Origin of the sequence: Pseudonocardia sp. McavD-2-B, assembly GCF_024124365.1 — a bacterium.
In the GTDB taxonomy this organism is placed as follows: Bacteria; Actinomycetota; Actinomycetes; order Mycobacteriales; family Pseudonocardiaceae; genus Pseudonocardia; species Pseudonocardia alni.
In genome coordinates this window covers 1-26,699 of record NZ_JAMXSG010000043.1, presented here as the reverse complement: position 1 = coordinate 26,699, position 26,699 = coordinate 1, and the positions used below count along the sequence as shown (strand labels likewise).

Sequence of the window (26,699 nt, the reverse complement as noted above, 5' to 3'; positions counted from 1 at the left end):
AGCGGCCGCGCACGATCCCGATGAACTCCTCCATCAGGTCGCTGTTCTCCGCGTCCGGCCAGGTCAGCGCGACGCCGGAACCCGGGGCGTCGACCAGTGGCCGGTAGGTGAGGTCCCGGCGGTGGTGCAGCCGGGCCAGCGACTGCGGGACGACCAGCACCCCGACCCCCGCGGCGACGATCTCGACCGCCTCGGCCGTCGTCGGCGGGGCGTACTCCGCGGCCCGGCCGGGCGGCCCGCCGGGCCAGTCGAGCGTGTCGTCGCCGGTGCGCAGGACGATCTCGTCGGCCAGGTCGGCGACGGTCACCTCGTCGGCCGCGGTCACCACGTGCTCCTTCGGGACGACCACCACGGTGGTCTCGGTGTAGAGCGGGATCGCGTGCAGCCCGGTCCGGTCGATCGGCAGCCGGGCGACGGCGGCGTCCACCGTGCCCGCGCGGACCAGGTCCGCGGCCTCGGCGGCGGTCACCGTGTGCAGCTCCAGGGGGACCCCGGGGCGGCGCTCGGCCCACATCCGGGTCCACTTGCCGGGGGTGACGCCCGGGACGTAGCCGAGGTGGAAGGACGTGGCGGTCACCGGTCGAGGCTAGCCGCATAGCCTGGTGACATGACGCGCCAGAGGTCCGCACAGACGATGAAGCCCGCGACCGCGGCGAAGAAGCTCGGCGTGCTCCTCGACGCCACCCCGGCCGACTTCCGTGAGGGGGTCGTCTCGCGCGACGAGCTCGACGCCCTGCAGGCCGACCCGCCGGAGTGGCTGCGTGAGCTGCGCACCACCGGGCCGCACCCGCGCCCGGTCGTCGCCGATCGGCTCGGGGTGTCGATCTCGGGGCTCGCCCGCGCCGGGATCACCGAGCCGCTGACCACCGAGCAGATCGCCGCGATCAAGTCCGAGGAGCCGGAGTGGCTCGCGCGCGAGCGCGCCACCCGCGCCGAGAGCCAGCGCGAGGCTGCACGGTTGAAGGCGCAGCAGCAGAAGAAGTAGGACGAGGACCGGAACCGTCCTCATCCGCCGCCAGGCTCGTGGCATGACGAGCTACCTCCTGGTCCCCGGTTTCTGGATCGACGCGACGGTGTGGGACGCGGTCGCGGACGACCTGCGCGCCGGCGGGCACGACGTGGCCGCGCTCGACCTCGGCCACGATCCCGGTGCGACCGCGGAGACCCGCGTCGACGAGGTGGTCACCGCCCTCGGTGACGCGGGCGCCCCGGTCGTCCTGGTCGCCCACAGCGGTGCGGGCCCCGTCTGCGCCGCGGTGGCCGAGCGCGCCCGGGGCCGGCTCGCGCACCTCGTGTTCGTCGACACCGGCCCGCTGCCCGACGGCGTCGCGCAGATGGACTTCACCCCGCCCGACGGGCAGGCCGCGACCCGGGCGACCCTCGCCGGGCACGGCGCGCTGCCGATGCCGGCCCGTGCCGAGCTCGACGCCGCCGGCAGCAGCACCGCCGGCGTCCCGGACGCCGTGTTCGACGACGTCCGCGCTCGCTCGGTGGCCGAGCCGCCCGGGGTGGTGCTCACCGGCGCGCGTCGCGGGACGCCCGACCCCTCGCTGCCCAAGACCGTCGTGGCCTGCAGCTTCGCTCCCGCGACGTCCGGGAGCTGATCGACGCGGGCGTACCCGGGTTCGCGGAGATGGGTGGTCCGGAGTGGACGCTCGTCGCGCTCCCGACGGGGCACTGGCCGATGCTGTCCGAGCCCTCGGGGCTCGCGGCAGTGTTCGACGGGCTGGGGTGACCCGCTGCCCCGCGCGTCGGGACCTTGAGTCAAGACCTCTTGCTCAAGATGTCTTGATAAAGCTATCTTGACTCCCGTGCCGAAGGAGCCCTACACCCTCACCGACCCCGCGCGGCTGCGTGCGCTGTCCCATCCGCTGCGGGTGGAGCTGCTGGAGGTGGTCGGGCTCGAACGGACCGCGACGGCCACCCGGTGTGCCGAGCTCACCGGTGAGAGCGTCGCCAGCTGCGCGTACCACCTGGGGATCCTCGCCAAGTACGGCTTCGTCGAGCCGGCCGAGGGCGGCCGCGGCCGGGAGAAGCCGTGGAAGCTCGTCCGCTACGGGCAGTCCTGGGGCGTCGAGGACGGCATGGAGCCCGAGACCGCGATGGCCGCCGAGACGCTGTCGGAGGTCTACGTCGACCGGGTCGCCGAGAAGATGAAGCGATGGTTCCGGCGCGCCGGGGCCGAGGCGCCCGAGTGGCGCGAGGGCGCCGGGTTCTCGGCGGGCTCCACCTGGATGACCGCCGAGGAGCTCGGCGCGCTGCACGAGGAGCTGGTCGCCGTCTCGCGGCGGTTCGAACAGCGGCAGCACGACCCGTCCGCCCGTCCGCCGGGCGCGCGTCCGGTCGAGTTCTTCTTCGGCACGTGGCTCCCGCGACCGCCCGGCGAGATCACCCCGCCGGAGCCGCCGGGAGGTGGATCGTGATCGAGGACCACGGGGCCCGTCTCGCGCGGGCGCGGATGGCGGACCTGCACCGCGAGGCCGAGGCGCACCGCCTCGCCCGGCGCTGTCCCCGTCCGCGGATGCGCGACGGCCTGCACGCCGCCTACGCCCGACTGTGGTGGGCCGTCCGCCCGCGTGCCGGGACCTGGGCGCCACGGCTGCTGCACCACTGACGCCCCTCCACGGGGGCCCGTCGACCGGCACCGCCGGCCCGACCCGTCGAGACGCAGCTCAGGGTCATGCGGGGGCGCGCGCCGCAACCCTCAGCTGCATCTCGACGGAGGTACCCGGCCCGGTGTGCGGCGAGGGCACAGACGCGACGACGCCCGGACCGGTGACCCGGCCCGGGCGTCGTGACGCGCTGCTACGCGACGATCAGACGTCGTAGCGGTCGGCCATCATGACCTTGTCCCACGCGGCGACGAAGTCGCGGACGAACTTCTCCTTCGCGTCGTCGGAGGCGTAGACCTCGGCGACGGCGCGGAGCTCGGAGTTCGACCCGAAGACCAGGTCGGCGCGGGTGCCGGTCCACTTCACGTTCCCGGAGGCGTCGACCGCCTCGAAGGAGTCGTCGTCACCGGCGACCGAACGCCACTGGACATCCATGCCCAGCAGGTTGGTGAAGAAGTCGTTGGTCAGCGTGCCGACCTTGTCGGTGAACACGCCGGCCGTCGACCCGCCCGTGTTGGCGCCCAGCACACGCAGGCCGCCGACCAGCACGGTCATCTCCGGGGCGGAGACGCCGAGCAGGTTCGCGCGGTCGACGAGCAGGAACTCGCCGGGCAGGGTGTGGCCCTTGCCGCGGTAGTTGCGGAAGCCGTCGGCGGTGGGCTCCAGGTAGGAGAACGACTCGACGTCGGTCTTCTCCTGGGTGGCGTCGGTGCGGCCCGGGACGAACGGCACGGTGATGTCGTGCCCGCCGTCCTTGGCGGCCTTCTCCAGCGCCGCGGCACCGGCCAGGACGACCAGGTCGGCGAAGGAGATCTTCTTGCCGCCGGTCAGCGAGGCGTTGACGTCGGACTGGAGCGACTCCAGCCCCGAGACGACCTGGCGCAGCGTGTCGGGGTCGTTGACCTCCCACTGCAGCTGCGGCTCCAGGCGGATGCGGCCGCCGTTGGCGCCACCGCGCTTGTCCGACTGGCGGAACGACGAGGCCGCGGCCCAGGCGGTCTTGACCAGGTCGGTCACCGACAGGCCGGACTCCAGGACCTTCGCCTTGATCGACGCGACGTCGTCGGCGTCCACCAGCGGGTGGTCGACGGCCGGGACCGGGTCCTGCCACAGGAGCTCCTCCTGCGGCACCCAGGCGCCGATGTAGCGCTCCTTCGGGCCCATGTCGCGGTGGGTCAGCTTGTACCAGGCGCGACGGTAGGTGTCCTCGAACTCGGACGGGTTGTCCAGCCAGCGGCGGGTGATCTCGCCGTAGGACGGGTCGACGCGCATCGCGACGTCGGTGACCAGCATCGTCGGCTTGCGGTTCGGGTAGCCGGGCTCCGGGTCGGGGATGATCTCCGGGGCGTCCTTGGCGATGAACTGCTTGGCGCCCGCCGGGGACTCGGTCAGCTCCCACTCGTAGGCGTAGAGGTGCTTGAGGTAGTCGTGGCTCCACCGGTTCGGGGTCCGGGTCCAGATGACCTCGAGCCCGGAGGTGATGGCGTCACGGCCCTTGCCGGACCGGAAGTTCTGCTTCCAGCCCAGGCCCTGCTCGGTGATGTCGGCGGCCTCCGGCTCGGGGCCGACGTTGCCGTTCTCGTCCGGGTTGGCGGCGCCGTGGGTCTTGCCGAGGGTGTGGCCGCCGACGATCAGCGCGGCGGTCTCCTCGTCGTTCATCGCCATCCGGCCGAAGGTCTCGCGGATGTCGCGGGCCGCGGCGATCGGGTCACCGCTGGCGTCGGGGCCCTCCGGGTTGACGTAGATCAGACCCATGTGGGACGCGCCGAGCGGCTTCTCCAGCTCGCGGTGGGCGAAGTCCTTGCTGCCGCCGTAGCGCGCCTCGTTGCCCAGCCAGACGTTCTCCGAGCCCCAGTACACGTCCTCCTCGGGCTCCCACACGTCGGCGCGACCGCCGGCGAAGCCGAACATCGGGAAGCCGGAGATCTCGTGCGCGCGGTTGCCCGCGAAGACCATCAGGTCGGCCCAGGAGACCTTGCGGCCCCACTTCTGCTTGACCGGCCACAGCAGCCGGCGGGCCTTGTCCAGGTTGCCGTTGTCCGGCCAGCTGTTCAGCGGGGCGAAGCGCTGCATGCCGGCGCCGGCGCCGCCGCGGCCGTCGTAGGTCCGGTAGGTGCCGGCCGAGTGCCAGGCCATCCGGATGAAGAACCCGGCGTAGCTGCCGTGGTCGGCGGGCCACCAGTCCTGCGAGGTGGTGATGACGGCGTCGACGTCGCGGGCGAGCTCGTCCAGGTCGACGGTCGCGAACTCCTTCGCGTAGTCGAAGTCCGGCTCCATCGGGTCCGAGGCGGGGGCGTGCTTGCGCAGGATCTTCAGGTTGAGCTGGTTCGGCCACCAGCTCTGGTTGCCGCCACCCTCGGTGGGGTGCGCGATGCGGCCGGCGGCGACGGGGCAACCGCCGTCCTGCTCGCGGTTCATCTCGCTCTCGACGGTGGGGTGCTCGTCAGACACGGGACATCCTCTCGGGATCAGTGGATGAGCAGTCGGGGCACCGGCCCCAGTAGACGACCTCGGCCTCGTCGATCACGAAGCCGTTGTCGTCGGAGGCGGTGAGACAGGGTGCGGAGCCGACGGCGCAGTCGACGTCGGCGATGGCGCCACAGGACCGGCACACCACGTGGTGGTGGTTGTCACCGACCCGCGCCTCGTACCGCGCGACGGAACCGGTGGGCTGGATCCTGCGGACCAGCCCGGAGGAGTGCAGCGCACGCAGGACGTCGTAGACGGCCTGGTGCGACACCTCCCCGAGGTCCTCCCGCACGACACGGATGATCGACTCCGTGTCCGCGTGCTGGTGGGAGTGCACCGCCTGCAGCACGGCCAGGCGAGGACGCGTCACGCGCAGCGACGCTGCGCGCAGCATGCCCTCGTAGTCCGATGCGTTCGACACGGCGGCGAGCCTGCCCGCTTTTCTTGAGTCGGTCAAGTTTTGGCGTGTCTCAGTATGAGACCGGCGCCACGTCAGACGGTGCTGCGCTCCCGGCCCGCCCAGAACGGTGCCCGGAGATCCTTCTTGAGGATCTTGCCGGTCGGGTTGCGGGGGAGCTCCGGCAGGACGTCGACGGTCTTCGGACACTTGAACGACGCCAGGTGGGCGCGCGCGTGAACGAGCAGCTCCTCGGGGTCGACGGTCGCCCCCGGCGCGGCCACCACGCAGGCCTTCGGGACCTCGCCCCACCGGTCGTCGGGCACTCCGATGACGGCGACGTCGCCGACGGTCGGGTGCTCGGCGAGCACCCGCTCGATCTCGGCCGGGTACACGTTCTCCCCGCCCGAGACGATCATGTCCTTGATCCGGTCGGTGACGTAGACGTAGCCGTCGGCGTCGATGTGGCCGCCGTCGCCGGACCGCAGCCATCCGTCCGGGGTGATCGCCGCCGCCGTCGCCTCCGGCTTGTCCCAGTAGCCGCTCATCAACTGGTCGGTCCGCACCCAGATCTCCCCGGGCTCGTCCGTGCCGAGCCGCTCGCCCGTCGCCGGGTCGCGCACCTCGATCGTGCAGCCGGTGATCGGCCTGCCCGCCGACACCAGCCGGTGCTCGACGGCCGGGTCCCCGTGGTCCTCCGGGCCCAGCGAGCTGACCACGCCGCAGGCCTCGGTCATCCCGTAGACCTGGTGCAGCTTCGGGCCGAACAGCGCCAGCGACGCCCGCATCACCGGCAGCGGCATCGGCGAGGCGCCGTAGGAGATCGCCCGCAGCGACGCGTAGTCCCGGTCGGCCGCGCCCGGCACCTGGGTCATCGCGCCCATCAGCGCGGGCACCCAGAACGTGTGCGTGATGCCCTCCGCGGCGACCATGTCCAGCAGCGCCGCCGGGTCGGGCATCCGGGCCATCACGATCCGCGCGCCCTGGGCGAGTGCGAGGAAGGCGTAGCTGGTCCCGCCGACGTGGAACAGCGGCATCGCGACCTGCACGACGTCGGTCGGCGTCAGCTCGAAGTCCGCGGCGACGTGCGCGGCGTGCGCCAGCATCGCGCCGTGGGTGAGCATCGCGCCCTTCGGGAACCCGGTGGTGCCCGAGGTGTAGAGCTGCACGAAGCAGTCGCCGGGGCCGGCGTCGTAGGGATCGGTGTCCGGCTCGTGCGCAGCGAGGAACGCCTCGTACTCGTCGGCCTCCCCGCCCACGTGGAGCACCCGCTCCACCGCGCCGAGCTTCTCCCGCAGCTGCCCGACCGCCCCGGCGAACTCCGGGCCGACCAGCAGCAGCCGCGCCCGCGCGTCGCCGATCACGTAGACGATCTCCGGCGGGGCGAGCCGGAAGTTCACGACCGCGTTCGCCGCCCCGATCCACGCGCACGCCAGCGACAGCTCCAGGCACGACGGGTGGTTGAGGTCCAGTACCGCGACCCGGTCACCCGGACCGATGCCCTCCGCGCGCAGGGCCGCCGCGAGCCTGCGCACCCGGACGTCGAGCTCGGACCAGGTGCGGCGGACGTCGCCGAAGCGCAGGGCCTCGTCGTCCGGGCGCTCGGTGGCGTGGCTGCGCAGCAGGGAGGACACGGTGCTGGTCGGGTCGATCACGGGGCGGCTCCTCGGGGCTCGTCGCTGAGCGTGTGACGCACGCCATTCAAGTCCGTTTCGTCGGTCTCGCGCCAGTGCCGACCGGACCGGACACGCCCCCGGGAGACGTCGGTGGCGGGCGCGGAAGGCGGGGCGCGGGTCGAGGGGGTCGATGTCGTCGCGGTACGCACGACGAGGTCGCCCTCGACGGTCGCCACCGCGACGGAGGAGATCGCGGCCGGGGGCCGTCGGTGACGTGGCCGGGCGACGACCATTCGGCGGTCAGGGTGTCGGCACCCTCGTGGATACGCAGGTCGGGCATGCCGCCGTCGAGGGTCAGGAGGTCGGGCACGGTGCGCCTCCAGGCCTCGATGGCCTCCCGGCCCCGGACGCGCGTCGGCATCCCGTCCGGGGCGAACGGGAACTCGTGGACGTCGACCCCGCGGTCGACCTCCTGATCGCTCCGCTGCTGTTCCGGGTGCCGGTCACCGGGGCGGCGTGCGACGACGGTTACCTGGACACGCTCACCGGGGCGGTCGAAGCGGCGGTGCGCGCCACCGCGTAGCGGTCGTGGTCCCGGCCGCCGCCGTCCGGCCGGTCCCGCGCCGGGGCCGCCTCCCGGTGGGATCCCGGGCTGGGCGAGGATGGCCGGCAGGCGATGCCCCGGTGCGAACCGGGGCGCGACGCGAGAACGGCGGGAGGCCGGAGTGCAGGAGACCGCGTCCACGGACCCGGTGACGGCGGCCGGGAGCGGACGGATCGTCGTCGAGGGTCTGGGCAAGAGGTTCGGCCCGGTCGAGGCCGTGCACGACCTGTCGTTCACCGTCGAGCCCGGCTCGGTGACCGGGTTCCTCGGACCCAACGGCTCGGGCAAGACGACGACGCTGCGGATGATCCTCGGCCTGGTCGTGCCCAGCACCGGGCGAGCGCTCGTCGACGGCGTCCCGTTCTCCGCGCTGACCTCGCCCGGCCGCGTCGTCGGCGCGGTCCTGGAGGTCCAGGGCGTGCACCCGCGGCGCACCGCGCGTGCGCACCTGCGCGCCGCGGCCGCCGCGATCGGCGTCCCCGACTCGCGGGTCGACGAGGTCCTCACGCTGGTCGGCCTGGCCGCCGCCGCGGACCGCTCGGCGGGCGGGTTCTCGCTCGGCATGAACCAGCGCCTGGCCCTGGCCGTCGCGCTGCTCGGCGACCCGCGCATCCTCGTGCTCGACGAGCCGGGCAACGGCCTCGACCCCGACGGCATCGCCTGGCTGCGCTCGTTCCTGCAGGCCTTCGCCGCGTCCGGGCGCAGTGTGCTCGTCTCCTCCCACCAGCTGGCCGAGATGGAGCTGACCGCGCAGCGCCTGGTCGTCATCGACCGTGGTGCCTGCCGTTTCGACGGCACCGTCGCCGAGCTGCGCGCCGGCCACGGCTCGCGGGTGCTCGTGCGCGCCGCGGACCCGGCCCGGCTGGCCGAGGCGCTCGCCACGGACGGGATCACCGAGATCGACCGCGTCGACGACGGCGTGCTGGCCGTCGGCGGGGCCGACGCGGTCCGCGTCGGGGACCTGGCGCTCGCCGCGGGCGTCGCCGTGTACGGCATGAGCGAGGAGCGGGCCGGGCTGGAACAGATGTTCCTGCGCCTGCTCGCCGGGGAGGAGCAGCGCTGATGGCGACCGTGAGCCTCGACCGCTTCCGCGCGGTCCTGACCGCCGAGGTCCGCAAGACCCTGTCCACCCGGGTGTGGTGGCTGCTGTTCCTGCCGGTGCTGCTGCTCGCGCTGGCCCAGAGCCTGCTCGGCAGCATCCTGCAGCTGCTCGTGCCGCAGGCCACCGACACCTCGTCGATCCTGATGCTCGCGGGGCTGGCGTCGGCGCTGACCATGACCGCGATCGTCGGCGGCGCCTTCGGGACGCTGCTGGGCACCGGCGACTTCCGGCACCGCACCGTCACGCTGGCCTACCTGACCGGGTCCCGCGGCCAGGTGCTCGCGGCCAAGGCGCTGATCGCCGCCGTCGTCGCCGGGCTGTACGCGCTGTTCCTCGTCGTGGCCGGTCCGCTGCTCGGCGGTGCGGCGCTCGGCGGCCAGCAGCTGCCCGACCTCGGGCAGCTCGCCGGGCTGGGCGCGATCGGCATCCTGGTGTGCGCGCTGTGGGGGGTGCTCGGCGTCGCCGTCGGGACCCTGGTGACCAACCAGGCCGGGGCGATCGCCCTCACCGTCGGCTACCTGCTCATCGGGGAGAACCTGATCGCCGGGGCGCTGCGCGCGGGCGACGGGTCCTCGCTCGGCGACCCGTCGGTGTTCGCCCGGCTGACGCCGTTCCTGCCCGGCAACGCCGGTGACCTCGCGATCTGGGAGCCGGTCGTGAGCTCGGCCGGGCTGGGGGCGCAGTCGCAGTTCGTCCTGGAGTTCCTGGCCGGGGTCAGTGCCCCGCCGCCCGGCTGGGTCGGGCTGCTGGTCCTGGCCGTGTGGACGGCCGCGGGGATCGCACTGGCCGCCGTCGTCGGGGCGCGGCGGGACATCACCTGAGACGAGCAGCGCCGGACCCCGGGTCCGGCGCTGCTCGGTCCGACGTCGCCCGCTCCGGCGCCGCCGCGCGTACAGGACGCCGGTCCTGCGCCCGCCTCCCGCGGGGAGCGCCGCTGCGGGCATCGTCGATCAGTACCTGAGCGTCGTCCACCCACATCCTGGCAGCGCTCATGTACTGATCGACGGGTGGTGCGGCGGTGCCGAGGCGGTGGCCGGCAGCCCGGCCCACCTCGCACGGGTTCGCTCCACCTCGCAGCCCCTGCACGGTCTGCGACGTCGCCGGAACCCGTGCGAGGTGGGCGGTGCGGGGAGCGGCCGCCGTGGACGGCGGGTGCCCGCCGGCTCCGTGCCGGGCGGCGTCGCCGGGCCGGTTGTCGGGGGGCGGGCATAGCCTGGCGACGTGCCCTCTCCCCACCCCTCCGCACGCCCCGGCTGGATCCGCAGACTGGCCACGGCCTGCATGCGGCACCGCCGCGTCACCGTCGGTGCGCTCGTCGCGTCGATGCTCGGCGTCGGGCTGGAGGCGATCGGTCCGCTGCTGATCCGCGAGGGCGTGAACGGCGCGATCGGCGGGGACACCGGCGTGCTCGCGCCGGTCGTCGGCGGGCTCCTGGTGCTGGGCGTGCTGAAGTTCGTCGGTGCGTTCGTGCGCCGCTACCTCGGCGGCAAGATGGCGCTGAACGTGCAGCACGACCTGCGGCGCGCGGTGTTCGGCGCGGTACAGCGTATGGACGGCGTCCGCCAGGACCGGCTGCGCACCGGCCAGGTCGCCTCGCGGGCCATCTCCGACCTGCAGCTGGTGCAGGGCTTCCTGTCGATGGTGCCGCTGTCGGCGGGCACCGTCGTGCTGGTGGTCGTCGCGATCATCGCGATGCTGTACCTGTCGCCGCTGCTCACCGTGGTCGCGCTGGTCATGCTGCCGCTGGCGTTCCTGGCCACCAACAGCATCCGGCGCAGGCTGTTCCCGGCCACCTGGTCCGCGCAGCAACGGGCCGCCGAGATCGCGCAGCAGGTCGAGGAGACCGTCACCGGCGTGCGCGTGGTGAAGGGATTCGGGCAGGAGGCCCGCGAGACCGCCACGCTGGAAGGACGGGCCCGCCGGCTCTACGGCGAGCGGCTGCGGGCCGCCGGGCTGACCGCGCGGCTCAACCCGATGCTGCTCGCGCTGCCCGGCCTGGGACAGGTCGCGGTGATCGGCGTCGGTGGCTGGATGGCCGCCCGCGGCACGATCGACCTCGGCACGTTCCTGGCGTTCACCACCTACGTCGGGATGCTCGTCGGGCCCGCCCGGCTGATCGGCGCGCTCGTGGTCACCGCGCAGCTGACCCGGGCCGGGGCGGAGCGTGTCTTCGAGATCGTCGACGCCGCACCGGGGATCGTCGACCCGGAGCGTCCGGCCGCGCTGCCCGAGGGCCCGCTGACCGTCGAGCTGGACGACGTCCGGTTCGGCTACGAGCCCGCGGGCTCCGGTCCGGACGGCGCCGCCGCCCCCGACCCGGTCCTGGACGGGCTCTCCCTGCGCGTCGAACCCGGCGAGACCCTCGCCCTGGTCGGCCCGCCCGGCTCGGGCAAGTCGACGGTGGCGCTGCTGCTGCCCCGCTTCTACGACCCGCAGGCCGGGCGTCTCGCGATCGGCGGGGTGGACCTGCGCGACCTGCGGCTGCACGACCTGCGCGCCGAGCTGGGGGTGGTGTTCGAGGAGGCGTTCCTGTTCTCCGACAGCATCCGCAACAACATCGCCTACGGCCGGCCCGACGCCGGCGAGGACGAGATCCGCGCCGCCGCCGAGGCCGCACAGGTGGCGTCGTTCGTCGAGGACCTGCCGGACGGCTACGACACCGAGGTCGGCGAGCGCGGCCTGACCCTGTCCGGCGGTCAGCGGCAGCGGATCGCGCTGGCCCGGGCGATGCTGACCCGGCCGCGGGTGCTCGTGCTCGACGACGCGACCTCCGCGGTCGACACCGCGACCGAGGCCGCGATCCACGAGACCCTGCACGAGCTGACCGCCGAGCGGACCACGCTGCTGGTCGCGCACCGCCGGTCCACCCTGGCGCTGGCCGACCGGATCGCGGTGCTGGACAAGGGCCGGGTCGTCGATACCGGTACCGAGGACGAGCTGCGCGGCCGGTGCGCGCTGTTCCGGGAGCTGCTCGCCACCGGCCCCACCGACGAGCTCGGCGGCGGTACCCGGGAGCCCACCGCCCACGAGGCGGCAGCCGGCAACGGCACCGGCAACGGCACCGGCACCGGCACCGGCACCGGCAACAGCACCCGCGTCCTCGACGATGTACCGGCGGGCCCGGCCGTCACCCCGGAGCTGTGGCCGCGGGTCAGCATCGAGGAGGACCCGGACCGGGCCCTGACCCGCGACGGCGGCGGCGGCGCGGCCGGCTGGGCCGGGGGGATCAGTGCGACCCCCGAGCTGCTCGAGTCCGTCGCGAAGCTGCCCCCGGCGAACGAGTCCCCCCGGCTGCGCGGCGACGACGACCCGACCGCCCCCGATCCCGCGTTCCGGCTGTCCTCGCTGCTGCGCCCCGTGCGCTGGCTGCTGGTGCTCGGCGTCGCGCTGATGACCGCGGACGCGCTGGCGACCCTGGCCCTGCCCAGCATCGCCCGGATCGCCGTCGACGACGGCATCGCCGACGGCGCCACCCGGGTCCTGCTGCTGGCGGCGCTGGCCGGGCTGCTGATCGTCGTGCTGGACGCGGTGGTCGTCGGGTTCCAGACGCTGGTCACCGCCCGGGCCGGGGAGAGCCTGCTCTACCTGCTGCGGCTGCGCAGCTACGCGCACCTGCAGCGGCTCGGCCTCGACTTCTACGAGCGCGAGCTGTCCGGCCGGATCATGACCCGGATGACCACCGACGTGGACGCACTGTCCACGTTCCTGCAGACCGGGCTGGCGCAGGCCGTCGTCAGCCTCCTGACGATCGGCGGGGTCGCGACCGCGCTGGTGCTCACCGACCCGCAGCTCGCGTTGTACGCGCTGGGCTGGCTGCTGCCGCTTCTCGCGGTCGGCACCGTGGTGTTCCGCCGGTTCTCCTCCCGCGCCTACGCCGAGGCCCGCGAGCGGGTCAGCGTGGTCAACGCCGACCTGCAGGAGAACGTGTCCGGGGTGCGCATCGCGCAGGCCTACGTCCGCGAGGAGCTGAGCTACGACCGCTTCGGCGAGCGCTCCGACGCCTACCGCCGGTCGCGGCTGCGCGCGCAGCGCTACATCGCCACCTACTTCCCGTTCGTGGCGTTCCTGTCCGACATCGCCACGGCGGTCGTGCTGTTCGTCGGCGGGACCCGCATCGTCGGCGGGGACATCACCCCGGGGGTGCTCACCGCGTTCCTGCTGTACCTGACCCTGTTCTTCGGCCCGGTGCAGCAGCTGTCGCAGGTGTTCGACGGCTACCAGCAGGCCCGGGTCGGCCTGAACCGGATCTCGGAGCTGCTGCGCACGCCCACCTCCGTCCCGGACGAGCCCGAGCGGCCGGCGCCCGTGCCGTCGCGGCTGCGCGGCGAGGTCGAGCTGGACCACGTGACGTTCCGCTACCCGGGGGTGGACGCCCCCGCCCTCGACGACGTGTCGCTGCGCGTCGGGGCGGGCGAGACCGTCGCGCTGGTGGGCGCCACCGGTGCCGGCAAGTCGACGCTGATCAAGCTGATCGCCCGGTTCTACGACACCGGCGACGGCCAGGTCCGCGTCGACGGCGTCGACGTGCGCCGCTTCCCGCTGGCCGGGTACCGCGCGCGGCTCGGGGTGGTCCCGCAGGAGGCGCACCTGTTCACCGGTGACGTCGCCTCGAACATCGCCTACGGCCGCCCGGACGCCCCGCCGGAGCGGATCGAGGCCGCTGCCCGCGCGGTCGGGGCGCTGGGCCTGGTGCGGTCGCTGCCACAGGGGTTCCGCACCCCGGTGGGTGAGCGGGGACAGGGCCTGTCGGCGGGGCAGCGGCAGCTCGTCGCGCTGGCGCGGGCCGAGCTGGTCGACCCGGACGTACTGATCTTCGACGAGGCGACCGCGGCACTGGACCCGGCCACCGAGGCCACTGTGCTGGCGGCGGGGGAACGGGTGGCGTCGCGGCGGACCGCGTTCGTCGTCGCCCACCGGCTGCAGACCGCGCGGCGGGCGGACCGGATCGTGGTGCTGTCCGGCGGTCGGATCGCCGAGGAGGGCACGCACGACGAGCTGGTCCGCGCGGGCGGTCGCTACGCGGCACTCTGGCGCGCGGGAGAGCTGGAGCCCGAGCCGGACAGCCCGCTGGCCGCACAGACCTGAGCCCCGCCCGGCGGGGCGGGTCAGTCCCGCAGGTGCTCGGCCCGTGCGGCGACGGCGGCGCGGCGCGGGTCGTCCCGGTCCAGCAGGTCCAGCAGCAGCTCGTGCGCCTCCAGGTCGTCGGTCCCCAGCGGGTGCACGACGAAGCGGTGCAGGAGCGCGACGTCGTCCGAGGCGAGCACGGCGTGCCGCAGCCCGACCACGAGCTCGTCGCGCAGCTCGCGCACGGCGGGCGCGTCGGAGCGGGGCAGCAGCTCGCCGTGGCAGGAGTCGAGCGCGTCGGACACCCGGCCGTCGCGCAGCGCCGCGCGGACCCGCAGGAAGTCGGCTTGGGGCCCGGCCGCCAGCCGGTAGGGGCGGGTGAGCAGCAGCTCCGCGCCCAGCGACGACCGCAGCCGGTGGATCTCGCCGCGGACGGTGGTCGGGTTGCCGTCCTCGCCGTAGAGCATCAGGGTCAGCTGCTCGCCGGAGAGCCCGTCGGGGTGCAGCGCCAGCGCGGTGAGGATCTCCGCCGGGCGCAGGGTGGCGGCGAACTCCTCGCCGTCGAGGGTGACGCGCGGACCGCCCCCGCCGGTGAAGCGCAGCTCCAGCGGGCGGGGCGCACCGGTCGGCGCCGCCGGGACGACGCGCCCGCGCCGCCGCGACGGCGGCACCAGCAGGTAGCCCTCGGCCAGCCTCTCGACGGCCATCTCCCGGCCGTCGCCGAGCTGCACCCGGTCGACGCCGTCGTCGAGCCGGATCCGCTCGGGGAACAGACCGTAGGGCTCGCTGGCGATGACCCGGCCGCTCGCGGACAGCAGGGCGCCCTCGGAGCCGCGCAACGCCGCGAGGTGCGGCATGTTCTTGACCCGCAGCCGCTCGTCGGCGATCGCCAGCCGCACCCGCAGCTGGTTCTCCGCGAGGTGCGCGGTCGCCGTCACCAGCTGCACCAGCGCGGGGTGCACGGTGTGCAGCGGCCCGGAGATGTCGATCGCGCCGATGGTGTCGCCGGTGTCGGGGTCGTGCACGGGGGCCGCGACGCAGGTCCAGTCGTGGTAGGTGCGGACGAGATGCTCGGCGGAGTGGATCCGGACCGGCTCGTCGACGGCCAGCGCCGTCCCCATCGCGTTGGTGCCGATCGTCTCCTCGGCCCAGCGGGTGCCCTCGACGAGCCCGACGTCGTCGGCGGAGTGCAGCAGGCCGTGTGCGCCGTCGCGCCACAGGACGGTGCCGTCGGCGTCGGTCACGAGCATCACGTGCATCGCCTCGTCGGCGATGCTCACGAGGGTGGAACGGAGCAGCGGCATCACCGCGTGCAGCGGGTGGCCGGTCCGGACCTCCTTCAGCTCGTCGGCGAGATAGATGAGCGGGGGGAGTCGGCCCTCCGGGTCGACGTGCGCGGCCAGGCTGCGCTGCCACGAGTCCGAGACGACCGGGCGGGGGGTGCCCGCCGAACCGCCGGCGCCGAGCCCGTCATCGTAGATGCGCCGCAGGCGATGTGCGTCGGCGACCATCTCCTCGGCGGACGTCCCGCCCTCGGCTCCGCTCACGTCGCCTCCCGTCACGGCTGGGGGCACGTCGTGCCCTGCTCCCACGTGATGTCCCGCGCCGGCGCGGGACCGTCCCGGAATCGGTGGTCGGTCCGGGGTCGTGAGCATACCCGCTGCTCGGGGGGCTCGACCCCTCGTGACCGGGCCGGGATGCGACGTCGCTCGATCGCGCGCAACGTGGGGGCAACGTGGCGCTCCTTACGGTTTGCCGCATCGGGACGCCGGGTGGCGTTCCTGCGATGACGCAACAGATCCACCGGAGGACAGCGATGACGCTCGAAGCCGTTCGTGAGGCCACCGATCTGCGTGCCGGCCGCGGGGCCGACGGCGCGGATGTGATCCGCCGTGCGGCCCGGGTACTCGTCGTCGACTCCGAGCCGGTCGTCCGGCACGGGCTGCGCGCCCTGCTGACCGCCGAGCCCGACCTGGCCCCGGCCGGTGAGGCCGCCTCCCCCCGCGACGCCCTGATGGCCGCCGAGCGCGCCCGCCCCGACGCGATCGTCGTCGACATCGAGTTCGCCCGTGACGAGCGGCCCGGCCTCGACCTGGTGCGCGCGCTGCTGGAGCGCTGCCGCGGGGTGAAGATCCTCGTGCTGACCGGCTGCCGTGACCGCGACTCGATGATGCGCACCGTCCGCCTGGGTGTCCACGGCTACCTGCGCAAGGGTGCCGACACCGCCGAGATCGTGCGGGCGCTGCGCACGGTCCTGCGCGGCGAGGGCGTCTTCGACCCGGGCACCGCGAGCGCCGGCCCGCTGCAGGTGCTGCGCGACACCGACCCGGCGCCGTCGCCCACGCCGGACCTCTGCAAGACCTCGCTGCTGACCGACCGCGAGAACCAGGTCCTGCGGCTGCTCGCCGTCGGCCTGTCCAACCGCGAGATCGGGACCCGGCTGCGGATCTCCGAGGCCACCGTGAAGTTCCACGTGCGGAACCTGCGCGACAAGCTCGAGGTCCGTCGTCGCACCGAGATCGTCTACACCGCCGCCCGCCAGGGCATCGTCTGATCCCGCCGGGCCGGGGCGAGGCAACCGCCCGCCCCGGTCCGTGCCCTCGTCCAGCACACGCGCGACCGGCGCGGTCACCCGTGGGGTGGCCGCGCCGGTCGCGTTGCGTGGTCGACACCACCCCTTCCGGGGACGCGTTCACCCGGCGGCCATCTTCTCCTCACCCCACGGGAGAACGGGGGTGTTGGGATGCGGAGGAAACGGACGGTTCCGAACGGACCGGACCGGACCGCGTCATCCCACCACGACCCCAGGAGGACGACCGTGGCCCACAGCTGCCCCGGCGACGCCCCCCAGGCCGGCCCCCGCCGTGCCCTCCCGCTCCTCGACCGCGTTCGGCACGGACGTCAGGGCCTCACCTGCCGCTACCGGTGCGGCGACGCCTGCTCCCGGCCCGAGCCCAACCCGTCGTCGAACGCCTACTTCGGTGACGTCATGCAGGCCGTGCTCGACCGGCGCGGGATGCTCCGCGCCGGTGCGGTGATCGGCCTGGGCGCCGGGGCCGGTGTGGCCCCGGCGCGGGCGGGTGCGTGCACGAGCCTGCGCAGGAAGACCCCGGAGGCCCGCACGGCGACCGCGTCCTCGCCGTCGGTCGCGGCGAGCACGCCGCGCAGCCGGCGGGCGGCCGGTGCGTCGACCACGGCGGGCAGGTCGACGGTGCCGCCGATCCGGCCGGGGAGCTCCAGGGCGGCGGTCCGCAGCAGACCCCAGACGGCGGCCTGGTCCAGCTCGGTGACCTCCTCGGAGCGTCCGACGGCCACCGCACCCCGGGTGACGGTCCACAGCGGGGCGTCGACACCGGCGTCGCCGAGTGCCTGGACGGCGGTCGTGGTGAGGCTCAGCGCGGCGGGCACGCCGGGGTGTCCGGCGTCGCCGTCGGCGAACGGCAGCAGGGACAGGACGCCCGCGAACTCCGGGCCCTCCCCCGCGGCCGCGGTGACCGCCGCGGCCAGCGTGGCGCGGTCGGTGCCGGTCACGGTGACGCGCTCGAGCCCGCCCCCGCCGAGGGCGGCCTCGACATCGGCGGCCCACGCGGCGGTCGCGTCGTCGCGGTAGGTCTGCGGGACCAGCACGAGGCGGCGGCCGTCGAGGTCGCCGCCGGCCGGGGACCCGCCGCGCGGGGCCCAGGTGATGCGGTAGCGCCAGCCGTCCCGGGTGGCCTGCTCGCCGCGGCGGCGACGCCATGCGGTCAGCGCGGGGACCATCGCGGAGACGGTGGCGTCGTCCAGGCCGAGCGAGCCGACCAGTCCTTCGACGTCGTCGCGCTCGACGGCGGCCCAGAACTCGGCGTCGGCACCGGTGCCCTCGGGCACGGCGGCGGCCGCCGTCTCCGGCCAGTACCGCTCTCGCTGGAACGCATACGACGGGAGGGCGACCCGCCCGTGGCCGTACCCGGCGAGCAACGCCCGCCGGTCGAGGCGGGCGCCGTGGCAGTGGGCGCCGGCGACCGCGGCGAGCACCGTGCGCACCTCGGGGCGGTCCTTGCGCAGCAGCGCCAGCAGCGCGGTGCCCGGCTCGTCGCCGACGGTGTCGCGCGCGGCCGCGGACAGCACGCCGTCCGGTCCGAGCTCGACGAAGGTGCGCACGTCGTGCTGCCCGGCAAGGGTGGCGACCCCGTCGGCGAAACGTACGGTGGCCCGGACGTGCTCGACCCAGTGGCCGGGGTCGGTGAGCCGGTCGGCGGTGGCGAGGGCTCCGGTGACGGTCGAGACGATCGGGATCACCGGCGCGGCGTAGTCCAGCCCCGAGACCACGGCCCGGAACTCGTCGAGCATCGGCTCCATCAGCGGCGAGTGGAACGCGTGGGAGACCCGCAGCCGGTGGGTGCGCCGGCCCTGCGCGGCGAGCCGGGCGACGACCGCGTCGACCTCGTCGGCGTCGCCGGAGACGACGACCGCGGTCGGGCCGTTCACCGCGGCGATGCCGACGCCGTCGGTGAGCAGCGGCGCCACCTCGTCCTCGGCCGCCTCGACGGCGACCATCGCGCCCCCTGCGGGCAGCGCCTCCATGAGCCGGCCGCGGGCGGCCACCAGGGTGCAGGCGTCGTCGAGGGACAGGACGCCCGCGACGTGCGCGGCGGCGATCTCGCCGATCGAGTGCCCGGCGAGCAGGTCGGGGACGACGCCCCACGACTCGAGGAGCCGGAACAGCGCGACCTCGAGCGCGAACAGCGCGGGCTGGGCGTGCCCGGTGCGCTCCAGCAGGGCGGCCTCGGCGGAGCCGGGCTCGGCGAACAGGACATCGCGCAGCGGTGGGCCGGCGGCGTCGGCGTCCAGCCGGGCCGCGACGTCGTCGAGGGCGTCGGCGAACACCGGGTACCGGGCGTACAGCTCGGCGCCCGCCCCGGCCCGCTGGCTGCCCTGTCCGGTGAACAGGAATGCGGTGCGGCCACGACCGGCGGTGCCCCGGACGGTTCCGAGGGCGGTGCCGCCGTCGCGCAGCGCGGTGAGGCCGCGGACCAGCTCGTCGCGGTCGCAGGCGACCACGGCGCCCCGGTGCTCCAGGGCCGCGCGGGTGGTGCCCAGCGCGTGCGCCAGCTCGGCAGGCCGCAGCTGCGGCCGCTCGTCGAGCATGTCCAGCAGGCGGCCGGCCTGGTCGCGCAGCGCGGTCTCGCCGCGGCCGGAGACCAGCACCGGGACCGCGACGTCGTCCGGGAGCGGCACGGCGGGTGCGGCGGCGGGGACGGCCGGGGCCTGCTCGAGGATCGTGTGCACGTTGGTGCCGCTGATCCCGAACGACGACACCGCCGCCCGGCGCGGGCGGCCGGTCTCGGGCCACGCGGTGCGCTCGGTGAGCAGGTCGATCGCCCCGGAGGACCAGTCGACGTGCGTGGAGGGCTGGTCGATGTGCAGCGAGCTGGGGACGACGCCCTCCTGCAGCGCACGGACCAGCTTGATCACGCTCGCGACGCCGGAGGCCATCTGGGTGTGCCCGATGTTGGACTTCACCGACCCGAGCAGCAGCGGCCGGTCGGTGTCCCGGTCCCGCCCGTAGGTCGCGAACAGCGCCTGGGCCTCGATCGGGTCGCCCAGCGCGGTGCCGGTCCCGTGGCCCTCCAGGACGTCGATCTCCTCCGGTGCGACCCCGGCCCCGGCGAGCGCCTGGCGGATGACGCGCTGCTGGGACGGGCCGTTGGGCGCGGTGAGCCCGTTGGAGGCACCGTCCTGGTTGACCGCCGAGCCACGCACGACGGCCAGTACCTCGTGCCCGTTGCGGACCGCGTCGGACAGTCGCTCCAGCAGGACCAGGCCGACGCCCTCGGCGAGTGTCATGCCGTCGGCGCCGTCGGCGTAGGCCTTGCAGCGGCCGTCCTCGGCGAGGGCGCGCTGGCGGCTGAACCCGACGAACGACATCGGGGTGGACATGATGCTGACGCCGCCGGCCAGGGCGAGGGTGCTCTCCCCGGTGCGCAGCGACTGGCACGCCAGGTGCATCGCGACCAGCGACGACGAGCACGCGGTGTCCAGGGTGACGGCCGGGCCCTCGAAGCCGAACAGGTAGTTGACCCGCCCGGACAGCACGCTCGGGAGCGTGCCGGTGATCATGTGGCCCTCGGCCCCCTCGGCGGCGGGCGCCCCGGAGGCGTAGTCCTGGTAGCTGGCGCCGATGAACGTGCCGGTCCGGCTCCCACGCTGCGCGGTCGGGTCGATGCCGGCGTGCTCGAAGGCCTCCCAGGTGGTCTCCAGCAGCAGCCGCTGCTGCGGGTCCATCGACAGCGCCTCGCGCGGCGAGATCCCGAAGAACCCGGGGTCGAAGTCGGCGACGTCGCGCAGGAACCCGCCCTGCGTCGAGTAGGTGTGCCCGGCCCGGTCGGGGTCCGGGTCGTAGAGCGATGCGGCGTCCCAGCCGCGGTCGTCGGGGAACCCGGAGATCGCGTCGACCTCGTCGAGGGCGACCCGCCACAGGTCCTCGGCGGAGGCGACCCCGCCGGGGTAGCGGCAGCTCATGCCGACGACGACGATCGGGTCGTCCTGGTCCTGGGCGGCCGCGGTGGACCCGGCGCCGGCCGCGACCGGGGTGGCCCCGGCCAGCTCGGCCCTCAGGAACTCGGCGAGCGCCGCGGGTGTCGGGTGGTCGAAGACCATCGTCGAGGGCAGCGTCAGGCCGGTGACCGAGGCGAGCCGGTTCCGCAGCGCGACGGCGGTCAGCGAGTCGAACCCGACGTCGCGGAACGCCCGCTGGTCGGTGAGGTCGTCGGCGGAGGCCATCCCGAGCACGCCGGCGGCCTCGGCCCGGACCACGTCGAGGACCCGGCGCAGCGCCTCGGCGTCGGTCAGCCCGTCCAGCGTGGCGGCGAACGAGCCCTCGGCGACCGTGCCCGCGGTCCGTTCCGCGGCGGCGGTGAGCGCCACGACCTCGGGGATCTCGTCGTAGAGCCGTGTGGGCCGTCCGGAGGTGTAGACCGGGTGGTAGGTGTCCCAGTCGACGTCGGCGACCGCGACGACGGTCTCGGCGTCGTCGAGGGCCCGTTCGAGCCCGTTCAGCGCGAGCTGCGGGTCCATGAACACCAGGCCGCTGCCCCGGATGGCGGCCGGGTCGACCCGGCCGAGCTTCAGGTCGTCGGCCCAGATGCCCCAGGCGATCGACGTGGTGGGCAGGCCGCGGGCCCGCCGGTGCTCGGCGAGGGCGGCGAGGTGGGCGTTGCCCGCGACGTAGGCGGCGTGCGCCCCGCTGCCCCACATGCCCGCGGTGGAGGAGAACAGGACCACCTCGGCGGGGTCGCCGCCCCGCTCGTCGAGCAGCTCGGTCAGCACCTGCGCGCCGGTGACCTTGGCGTGCAGTACCCGGGCGAGCTCCTCCTGGGTCGTGGCGTCGAGGGTGGCGAGCTCGATGGTGGCGGCGGTGTGCAGGACGGTGCGCACCGTGGCGCCGTGGGCGTCGAGCCGCTCCAGCAGACCCGCGACGGCGGCGCGGTCGGTGATGTCGCAGGCCACGGCCTCGACCGTGGTGTCGCTGCCGGCGAACTCGGCGAGCAGCTCCTGCGCGCCGGGGGCCTCGGGGCCCCGGCGCGACAGCAGCACGACGTGTTCGGCCCCGCGCTCGACCAGCCGTCGCGCCAGGTGCGGCGCGAGGGTGCCGGACCCGCCGGTGACCAGCGTGGTCCCCCGCGGGTCCCACGTCCGGGCCGGCCGGGCGCCCGCGGGCTCGGCCCGCACGATCCGCCGGGTGAACACCCCGGTGGGACGCAGCGCGAGCTGGTCCTCGGCGCCCAGTTCCCCGGCGAGGACGGCGACCAGCCGCGCGGCGGCGCGCTCGTCCAGGGCGGTGGGCAGGTCGATCGTCCCGCCCCAGCGCTGGGGGTGCTCCAGCGCAGCGGTCCAGCCGATGCCCAGGACCTGGGCCTGGCCCGGGGCGGTGACCTCGTCGGCGCGTCCGGTGGCGACGGCGCCGCGGGTCAGTGCCCACATCGGCGCGTCGATGCCGCTGTCGCCCAGTGCCTGGATCAGCGCGACGGTCAGCGCCACTCCGGTGACCAGGCCGGTCCGCGGCACGGTCGTGGTGTCGGCCTCGGCCAGCACCGAGACGATCCCCGAGACGGCACCCGGGTCGGCGCCGGAGTCGTCCCCGGTCGCCGCGGCGAGGCGCCCGGCCAGGACGGCGCGGTCGGTGCAGCTCTCGTCGAGGACGACGTGGCGGACGTCGGCCCCGTGTGCGGCCAGCGCACCGGCCACCTCGGCGTCGTCGGTCCCCTCGGCCGAGACGACGAGCCAGGTGCCGTCCAGGGTCCGCTGCGGCAGCGACCCGGCCGGGTTCCAAGCCACGCGGTAGCGCCAGGAGTCCAGGGTGGAGCGGTCCCGGCGGCCCCGGCGCCAGCTCACCAGCGCGGGCAGGACCGCGGCGACCGCGTCCGGGTCGGTGTCCAGGGTGGTGGTCAGGGCGGTGAGGTCGCCGTCCTCGACCGCGGCCCAGAACGCCTCGTCCTGCGGGTCGGCGGCGGCGGTGACCACGGGGGGCAGGACCCACAGCTGGTCGTGGGCGAACGCATACGTGGGCAGGTCGGTGCGGGACGCGCCGGTCCCGTCGAAGACCCGGGTCCAGTCGACGGCCGCCCCACGGACGTAGAGCTCCGCCGCGGACAGCACGAACCGGTCGTAGCCGCCCTGGTCACGGCGCAGCGTGCCACCCGCGACACCGGTGACGCCGGCGTCGTCGAGCACGTCCTGCACCGACATCGACAGCACCGGGTGCGGGCTCGACTCGACGAACGTGCGGTACTCGGCGGCCTGCAGGGCCTCGACCGCGTCGGCGAACCGGACCCGGTTGCGCAGGTTCTCGTACCAGTAGGAGGCGTCCATCGTGGTCGTGTCGAGCCAGTCGCCCGTGACCGTGGAGAACACCGGCACCTGCGACGGCTGCGGGGCGAGCCCGGCGAGGGTCGTGGCGAGCTCGTCGCGCAGGTCCTCGACCTGGTGCGAGTGCGAGGCGTAGTCCACCGCGATCCGGCGGGCGCGGACGTCGGCGGCGTCGAACGCGGCGAGCAGCTCGTCGAGCGCGTCGGGCTCGCCGGCGAGCACCGCGGAACGGGGGCCGTTGACGGCGGCCACCGACACCCGGCCCTCGTAGCCGGCGAGGTGCCCCTCGGCGTCGGCGACCGGCAGCGCGACCGACATCATGCCGCCGCGCCCGGCCAGCGACCGCGCGATCGCCCGGCTGCGCAGCGCGACCACCCGGGCGCCGTCGCGCAGCGACAGCGCACCGGAGACGACGGCGGCGGCGATCTCGCCCTGGGAGTGGCCGACGACCGCGTCGGGCTCGACGCCGTGCGCGCGCCACAGCGCGGCCAGTCCGACCATGACGGCGAAGGTGGCGGGCTGGACGACGTCGACCCGCTCGACGGGCGGCGCCCCCTCGGCGCCGCGGAGCACGTCGTCGAGCGACCAGTCGGTGAACTCGGCGAGGGCCTCGGCGCACTCGGCGACCCGGTCGGCGAAGACCGGGGACTCCTCGAGCAGGCGTGCGCCCATCCCGAGCCACTGCGATCCCTGGCCGGGGAAGACGAACACGGTGCGGCCCTCGACGTCGGCGACGCCGCGGGCGACGACGCCGGACGGGCCGTCGGCGGCGACCGCGCGCAGCCCGGCCGCCCGGTCCGCGGGGTCGGTCGCGACGACGACGGCGCGGTGCTCGAACGGCATCCGCGCACTCACCAGGGAGAACCCGATGTCGGCGGGGCGGGCGTCGGTCGTCTCGAGGTGGGCGAGCAGGCGGTCGGCCTGGCCGCGCAGCGCGGCGGCACCGCGGGCGCCGAGCACCCACGGCAGGACCGGCTCCGGCGCCGACGGCAGGACGGGCCCCGACGGGGCCACCGGGGCGGCCTCGGGCGCCTGCTCCAGCACGGTGTGGGCGTTGGTGCCGCTGATCCCGAACGACGACACCGCGGCCCGGCGGGGGCGACCGGTCTCCGGCCATGCGGTCTGCTCGGCGAGCAGCTCGACGCTGCCGGCCGACCAGTCCACGTGCGAGGACGGCTCGTCGGCGTGCAGCGTGCGGGGCAGCACCCCGTGCCGCAGCGCCATCACCGTCTTGATCACCGAGGCGACGCCCGCGGCGGACTGGGTGTGCCCGATGTTGGACTTCACCGAGCCCAGCAGCAGCGCACGCGCCGGGTCGCGGTCGCGGCCGTAGGTGGTCTGCAGGGCCTGGGCCTCGATCGGGTCGCCCAGCGGGGTGCCGGTGCCGTGCGCTTCGACGGCGTCGACGTCGTCGGGCTCGAGCCCGGCGTTGGCCAGTGCCTGGCGGATGACCCGCTGCTGGGAGGGCCCGTTCGGGGCGGTCAGGCCGTTGGAGGCGCCGTCCTGGTTGATGGCGGAGCCGCGGATCACCGCGAGGACCGGGTGGCCGTGGCGCTCGGCGTCGGAGAGGCGTTCGACCAGCACGATGCCCACGCCCTCGGCGAGGGTCATGCCGTCGGCGTCGTCGGAGAAGGCCTTGCAGCGGCCGTCGCGGGCCAGCGCGCGCTGGCGGCTGAACGCGATGAACGGGTTGGGGGTGGTCATGACGGTGGCGCCGCCGGCGACGCCGAGGGTGCTCTCCCCGTTGCGCAGCGACTGGCAGGCCAGGTGCAGTGCCACCAGCGACGACGAGCACGCCGTGTCGACGGTGACGGCCGGGCCCTCCAGCCCGAACACGTAGGACAGCCTGCCGGACAGCACGCTGGGGCTGGTGCCGGTGACCAGGTGACCCTCGGCGCCGTCACCGGCACCCAGGCCGTACTCCTGGTAGCTGGACCCGATGAAGGTGCCGGTCAGGCTGCCGCGCACGGTGTCGGGCCGGATCCCGGCCCGCTCGAAGGACTCCCAGGTGGTCTCCAGCAGCAGCCGCTGCTGCGGATCCATCACCAGCGCCTCGCGCGGCGAGATGCCGAAGAACGACGGGTCGAACTCGTCGGCGGTGTGCAGGAACCCGCCCTGGGTGGAGTAGGTGGTCCCGGGGCGGTCCGGGTCGCGGTCGAACAGCGCGGCGGTGTCCCAGCCACGGTTGACCGGGAAGTCGGAGATCGCGTCGGTACCGGAGGTGACCAGGTCCCAGAGCGCCTCCGGCGAGGAGACGCCGCCGGGGAACCGGCAGGCCATGCCGATGATCGCGATCGGCTCGGCGTCGGCGGCGCCGACGGCGACCGGGCCGGTGCCCTCCGCCGCGGTGCCGAGGATCTCGGCACGCAGGTGCCGGGCGAGCTCCAGCGGGCTCGGGTGGTCGAACACCAGCGTGCTGGGCAGCGTCAGGCCGGTCGCGGCGGCGAGACGGCTGCGCAGCTCGACCCCGGTCAGCGAGTCGAAACCGAGGTCGCGGAACGCGCGCGACCCGGCGACGGACTCGGCCGACCCGTGGCCCAGCACGGCCGCGGCCGCACCGCGGACCAGCTCGGTGAGCAGGCGCATCCCGGCGGGCTCGTCGAGGGCGCGGACCCGGGTGACGATCTCGGTGGCGGCGACGCCGGACTCCGGCTCCGCGAGGTCCGCGAGACCGGCGATCAGTGCGCTCGGCCGGGCCGAGGTGAACAGCGGTGCGTAGCGGTCCCAGTCGACGTCGGCGACGGTGACCTGGGTGTCGGCGTCGACGACGGCGCGCCGCAGCTCGGTCATGGCCGGGCCGGGGTCGAGCAGGCCGAGTCCCTGCCGCTGCAGGGTCGTGGCCACGGACTCCTCGGTGGCCATGCCGGACCCGGCCCACGGGCCCCAGGCGATGCTGGTGGCGGTGGCGCCGCGGGCGCGGCGGTGCGCGGCGAGTGCGTCGAGGTAGGCGTTGGCGGCGCCGTAGGCGCTCTGCCCGCCGCTCCCCCACACCCCGGCGACGGAGCCGAACAGCACGAACAGGTCGAGCTCGCGGTCGGCCAGCAGGTCGTCGAGGTGCGCGGCGCCGGCGATCTTGGCGGCCGTGCGGGCGGCGACACCCTCGACGTCGAGGGTGTCGAGCGCGTCGTAGTGGCCGACGCCCGCGGTGTGCACGACGCCGGTCAGCGGCGCGTCGGCGGGTACGGCGTCCAGCACGGCGGCGAGCGCGTCGCGGTCGGTCACGTCGCAGGCCTCGATCGCGACCGAGGCGCCCAGCGCGGTGAGCTCGTCGCGCAGCTCGGCGGCCCCGGGTGCGTCGGGGCCACGACGGCTGGTGAGCACCAGGTGGGCCACGCCGGAGCGGGCCAGCCATCGGGCGACCTCGGCGCCGAGCCCACCGGTACCACCGGTGACCAGGACCGAGCCGGTCGCGGTGAACGCGGTGGCGGGCGGCAGCGCGTCGACGGTGTGCCGGACGAGCCGGCGCCCGGACACACCGGCGGCGCGCAACGCGACCTGGTCCTCCCCGTCCGGGGTGTCCTTGTCGGCGAGCACCCCCGCGAGGCGCTGGGCGCTGCGCGGGTCCAGCTCGGCCGGGAGGTCGACCAGGCCGCCCCACAGCCGCGGGTGCTCCAGAGCGACGCTGCGGCCCAGGCCCCATGCGGTGGCCTGCACCGGGTGGGTGACCGGGTCGGCGGGACCGGTGGAGACGGCGCCGCGGGTCGCGGTCCACAGCCGTGCGGTCGTCCCGGTGCCGTCACCGGCGTCGGCGTCGGCGAGGGCCTGGACGAGCGCGACGGTCAGGGCGAGGCCGCGGGTCAGCGGGGCGGCGCCCGCAGCGGGGCGCTCGTCGAGCGGCAGCAGGGACAGCACGTGGGCGGGGTCACCGTCGGCGGTGCATCAGCGGACCCGGTCGCGAAGGCCGGGCTGTGGACGCTGCGCAAGGCGCTCTACGCCAAGGTCGCCGGCGCCCGCCCGCCGGGCACCGCGGCGCTGCTGGAGGACGTCG

General features: G+C 75.0%; 15 protein-coding genes. 9 read left to right on the top strand and 6 right to left on the bottom strand.

Annotated elements, in window-relative coordinates:
• Nucleotides 1–514, bottom strand: a 514-nt coding sequence (locus NH602_RS08925) for a LysR substrate-binding domain-containing protein (RefSeq protein ID WP_253067542.1), incomplete at its 3' end; no start/stop codon positions are given.
• A 93-nt stretch (nucleotides 515–607) separates the two neighbouring features.
• Here NH602_RS08925 and NH602_RS08920 point away from each other — a divergent pair.
• The 4 genes from NH602_RS08920 (at nucleotide 608) to NH602_RS08905 (ending at nucleotide 2,614) form a co-directional block, all read left to right on the top strand.
• On the top strand, nucleotides 608–985 hold the full coding sequence (locus NH602_RS08920; RefSeq protein WP_062397456.1) for a DUF5997 family protein: 378 nt from the start codon (nucleotides 608–610) through the stop codon (nucleotides 983–985).
• 43 nt (nucleotides 986–1,028) lie between these two features.
• Complete coding sequence (locus NH602_RS08915) at nucleotides 1,029–1,604, top strand: triacylglycerol lipase (protein WP_253067538.1); 576 nt, start codon at nucleotides 1,029–1,031, stop codon at nucleotides 1,602–1,604.
• Between the two features lie 207 nt (nucleotides 1,605–1,811).
• Complete coding sequence (locus NH602_RS08910) at nucleotides 1,812–2,423, top strand: helix-turn-helix domain-containing protein (RefSeq protein ID WP_253067537.1); 612 nt, start codon at nucleotides 1,812–1,814, stop codon at nucleotides 2,421–2,423.
• Complete coding sequence (locus tag NH602_RS08905) at nucleotides 2,420–2,614, top strand: hypothetical protein (RefSeq protein ID WP_062397453.1); 195 nt, start codon at nucleotides 2,420–2,422, stop codon at nucleotides 2,612–2,614. The genes NH602_RS08910 and NH602_RS08905 overlap by 4 nt, the downstream gene beginning before the upstream one ends.
• A gap of 202 nt (nucleotides 2,615–2,816) precedes the next feature.
• Here NH602_RS08905 and katG read toward each other — a convergent pair whose 3' ends face one another.
• The 3 genes from katG to NH602_RS08890 all read right to left on the bottom strand — a co-directional run bounded on the left by katG (nucleotide 2,817) and on the right by NH602_RS08890 (nucleotide 7,133).
• Nucleotides 2,817–5,063 (bottom strand): catalase/peroxidase HPI, encoded by a 2,247-nt coding sequence (gene katG, locus NH602_RS08900; RefSeq protein WP_374210146.1) that lies wholly within the window; start codon nucleotides 5,061–5,063, stop codon nucleotides 2,817–2,819.
• On the bottom strand, nucleotides 5,056–5,475 hold the full coding sequence (locus NH602_RS08895; RefSeq protein WP_073578604.1) for a Fur family transcriptional regulator: 420 nt from the start codon (nucleotides 5,473–5,475) through the stop codon (nucleotides 5,056–5,058). Before NH602_RS08895 ends, katG begins: the two co-directional genes overlap by 8 nt.
• A gap of 98 nt (nucleotides 5,476–5,573) precedes the next feature.
• Nucleotides 5,574–7,133, bottom strand: a complete 1,560-nt coding sequence (locus NH602_RS08890; protein ID WP_100878627.1) for a long-chain-fatty-acid--CoA ligase — start codon at nucleotides 7,131–7,133, stop codon at nucleotides 5,574–5,576.
• A gap of 406 nt (nucleotides 7,134–7,539) precedes the next feature.
• Between NH602_RS08890 and NH602_RS08885 the strand changes: the two genes are divergently transcribed.
• The 4 genes from NH602_RS08885 to NH602_RS08870 all read left to right on the top strand — a co-directional run bounded on the left by NH602_RS08885 (nucleotide 7,540) and on the right by NH602_RS08870 (nucleotide 13,885).
• Complete coding sequence (locus NH602_RS08885) at nucleotides 7,540–7,677, top strand: hypothetical protein (RefSeq protein WP_253067536.1); 138 nt, start codon at nucleotides 7,540–7,542, stop codon at nucleotides 7,675–7,677.
• A gap of 142 nt (nucleotides 7,678–7,819) precedes the next feature.
• Complete coding sequence (locus tag NH602_RS08880; RefSeq protein WP_253067535.1) at nucleotides 7,820–8,761, top strand: ATP-binding cassette domain-containing protein; 942 nt, start codon at nucleotides 7,820–7,822, stop codon at nucleotides 8,759–8,761.
• Nucleotides 8,761–9,621, top strand: coding sequence for a hypothetical protein (locus NH602_RS08875; RefSeq protein WP_253067534.1), 861 nt, complete (start codon nucleotides 8,761–8,763; stop codon nucleotides 9,619–9,621). Before NH602_RS08880 ends, NH602_RS08875 begins: the two co-directional genes overlap by 1 nt.
• Before the next feature lie 460 nt (nucleotides 9,622–10,081).
• A complete protein-coding gene (locus NH602_RS08870; protein WP_253067540.1) occupies nucleotides 10,082–13,885 on the top strand; it encodes an ABC transporter ATP-binding protein in 3,804 nt (1,267 codons plus the stop codon).
• Between the two features lie 20 nt (nucleotides 13,886–13,905).
• On the opposite strand, the gene NH602_RS08865 is transcribed toward NH602_RS08870, so the two are convergent.
• On the bottom strand, nucleotides 13,906–15,375 hold the full coding sequence (locus tag NH602_RS08865; RefSeq protein ID WP_256494214.1) for a GAF domain-containing protein: 1,470 nt from the start codon (nucleotides 15,373–15,375) through the stop codon (nucleotides 13,906–13,908).
• A gap of 305 nt (nucleotides 15,376–15,680) precedes the next feature.
• Here NH602_RS08865 and NH602_RS08860 point away from each other — a divergent pair, with 305 nt between their 5' ends.
• Nucleotides 15,681–16,418 carry a response regulator transcription factor gene (locus NH602_RS08860; protein ID WP_083659175.1) on the top strand — a complete coding sequence of 246 codons (738 nt, stop codon included), beginning with the start codon at nucleotides 15,681–15,683 and terminating at the stop codon, nucleotides 16,416–16,418.
• Between the two features lie 419 nt (nucleotides 16,419–16,837).
• Here NH602_RS08860 and NH602_RS08855 read toward each other — a convergent pair whose 3' ends face one another.
• The gene (locus NH602_RS08855; RefSeq protein ID WP_308292824.1) at nucleotides 16,838–26,563 is read right to left on the bottom strand and encodes a type I polyketide synthase; all 9,726 of its coding nucleotides are present in this window, start codon (nucleotides 26,561–26,563) and stop codon (nucleotides 16,838–16,840) included.
• Nucleotides 26,564–26,699: the final 136 nt, after the last annotated feature.

Bases quoted from the DNA above. Each gene is read 5' to 3' on its own strand.
- NH602_RS08875 (WP_253067534.1), top strand. From the start codon at position 8,761: ATGGCGACCGTGAGCCTCGACCGCTTCCGCGCGGTCCTGACCGCCGAG.
- NH602_RS08920 (WP_062397456.1), top strand. From the start codon at position 608: ATGACGCGCCAGAGGTCCGCACAGACGATGAAGCCCGCGACCGCGGCG.
- NH602_RS08870 (WP_253067540.1), top strand. From the start codon at position 10,082: ATGCGGCACCGCCGCGTCACCGTCGGTGCGCTCGTCGCGTCGATGCTC.
- NH602_RS08865 (WP_256494214.1), bottom strand. From the start codon at position 15,375: ATGGTCGCCGACGCACATCGCCTGCGGCGCATCTACGATGACGGGCTC.
- NH602_RS08895 (WP_073578604.1), bottom strand. From the start codon at position 5,475: ATGCTGCGCGCAGCGTCGCTGCGCGTGACGCGTCCTCGCCTGGCCGTG.
- NH602_RS08915 (WP_253067538.1), top strand. From the start codon at position 1,029: ATGACGAGCTACCTCCTGGTCCCCGGTTTCTGGATCGACGCGACGGTG.
- NH602_RS08860 (WP_083659175.1), top strand. From the start codon at position 15,681: ATGACGCTCGAAGCCGTTCGTGAGGCCACCGATCTGCGTGCCGGCCGC.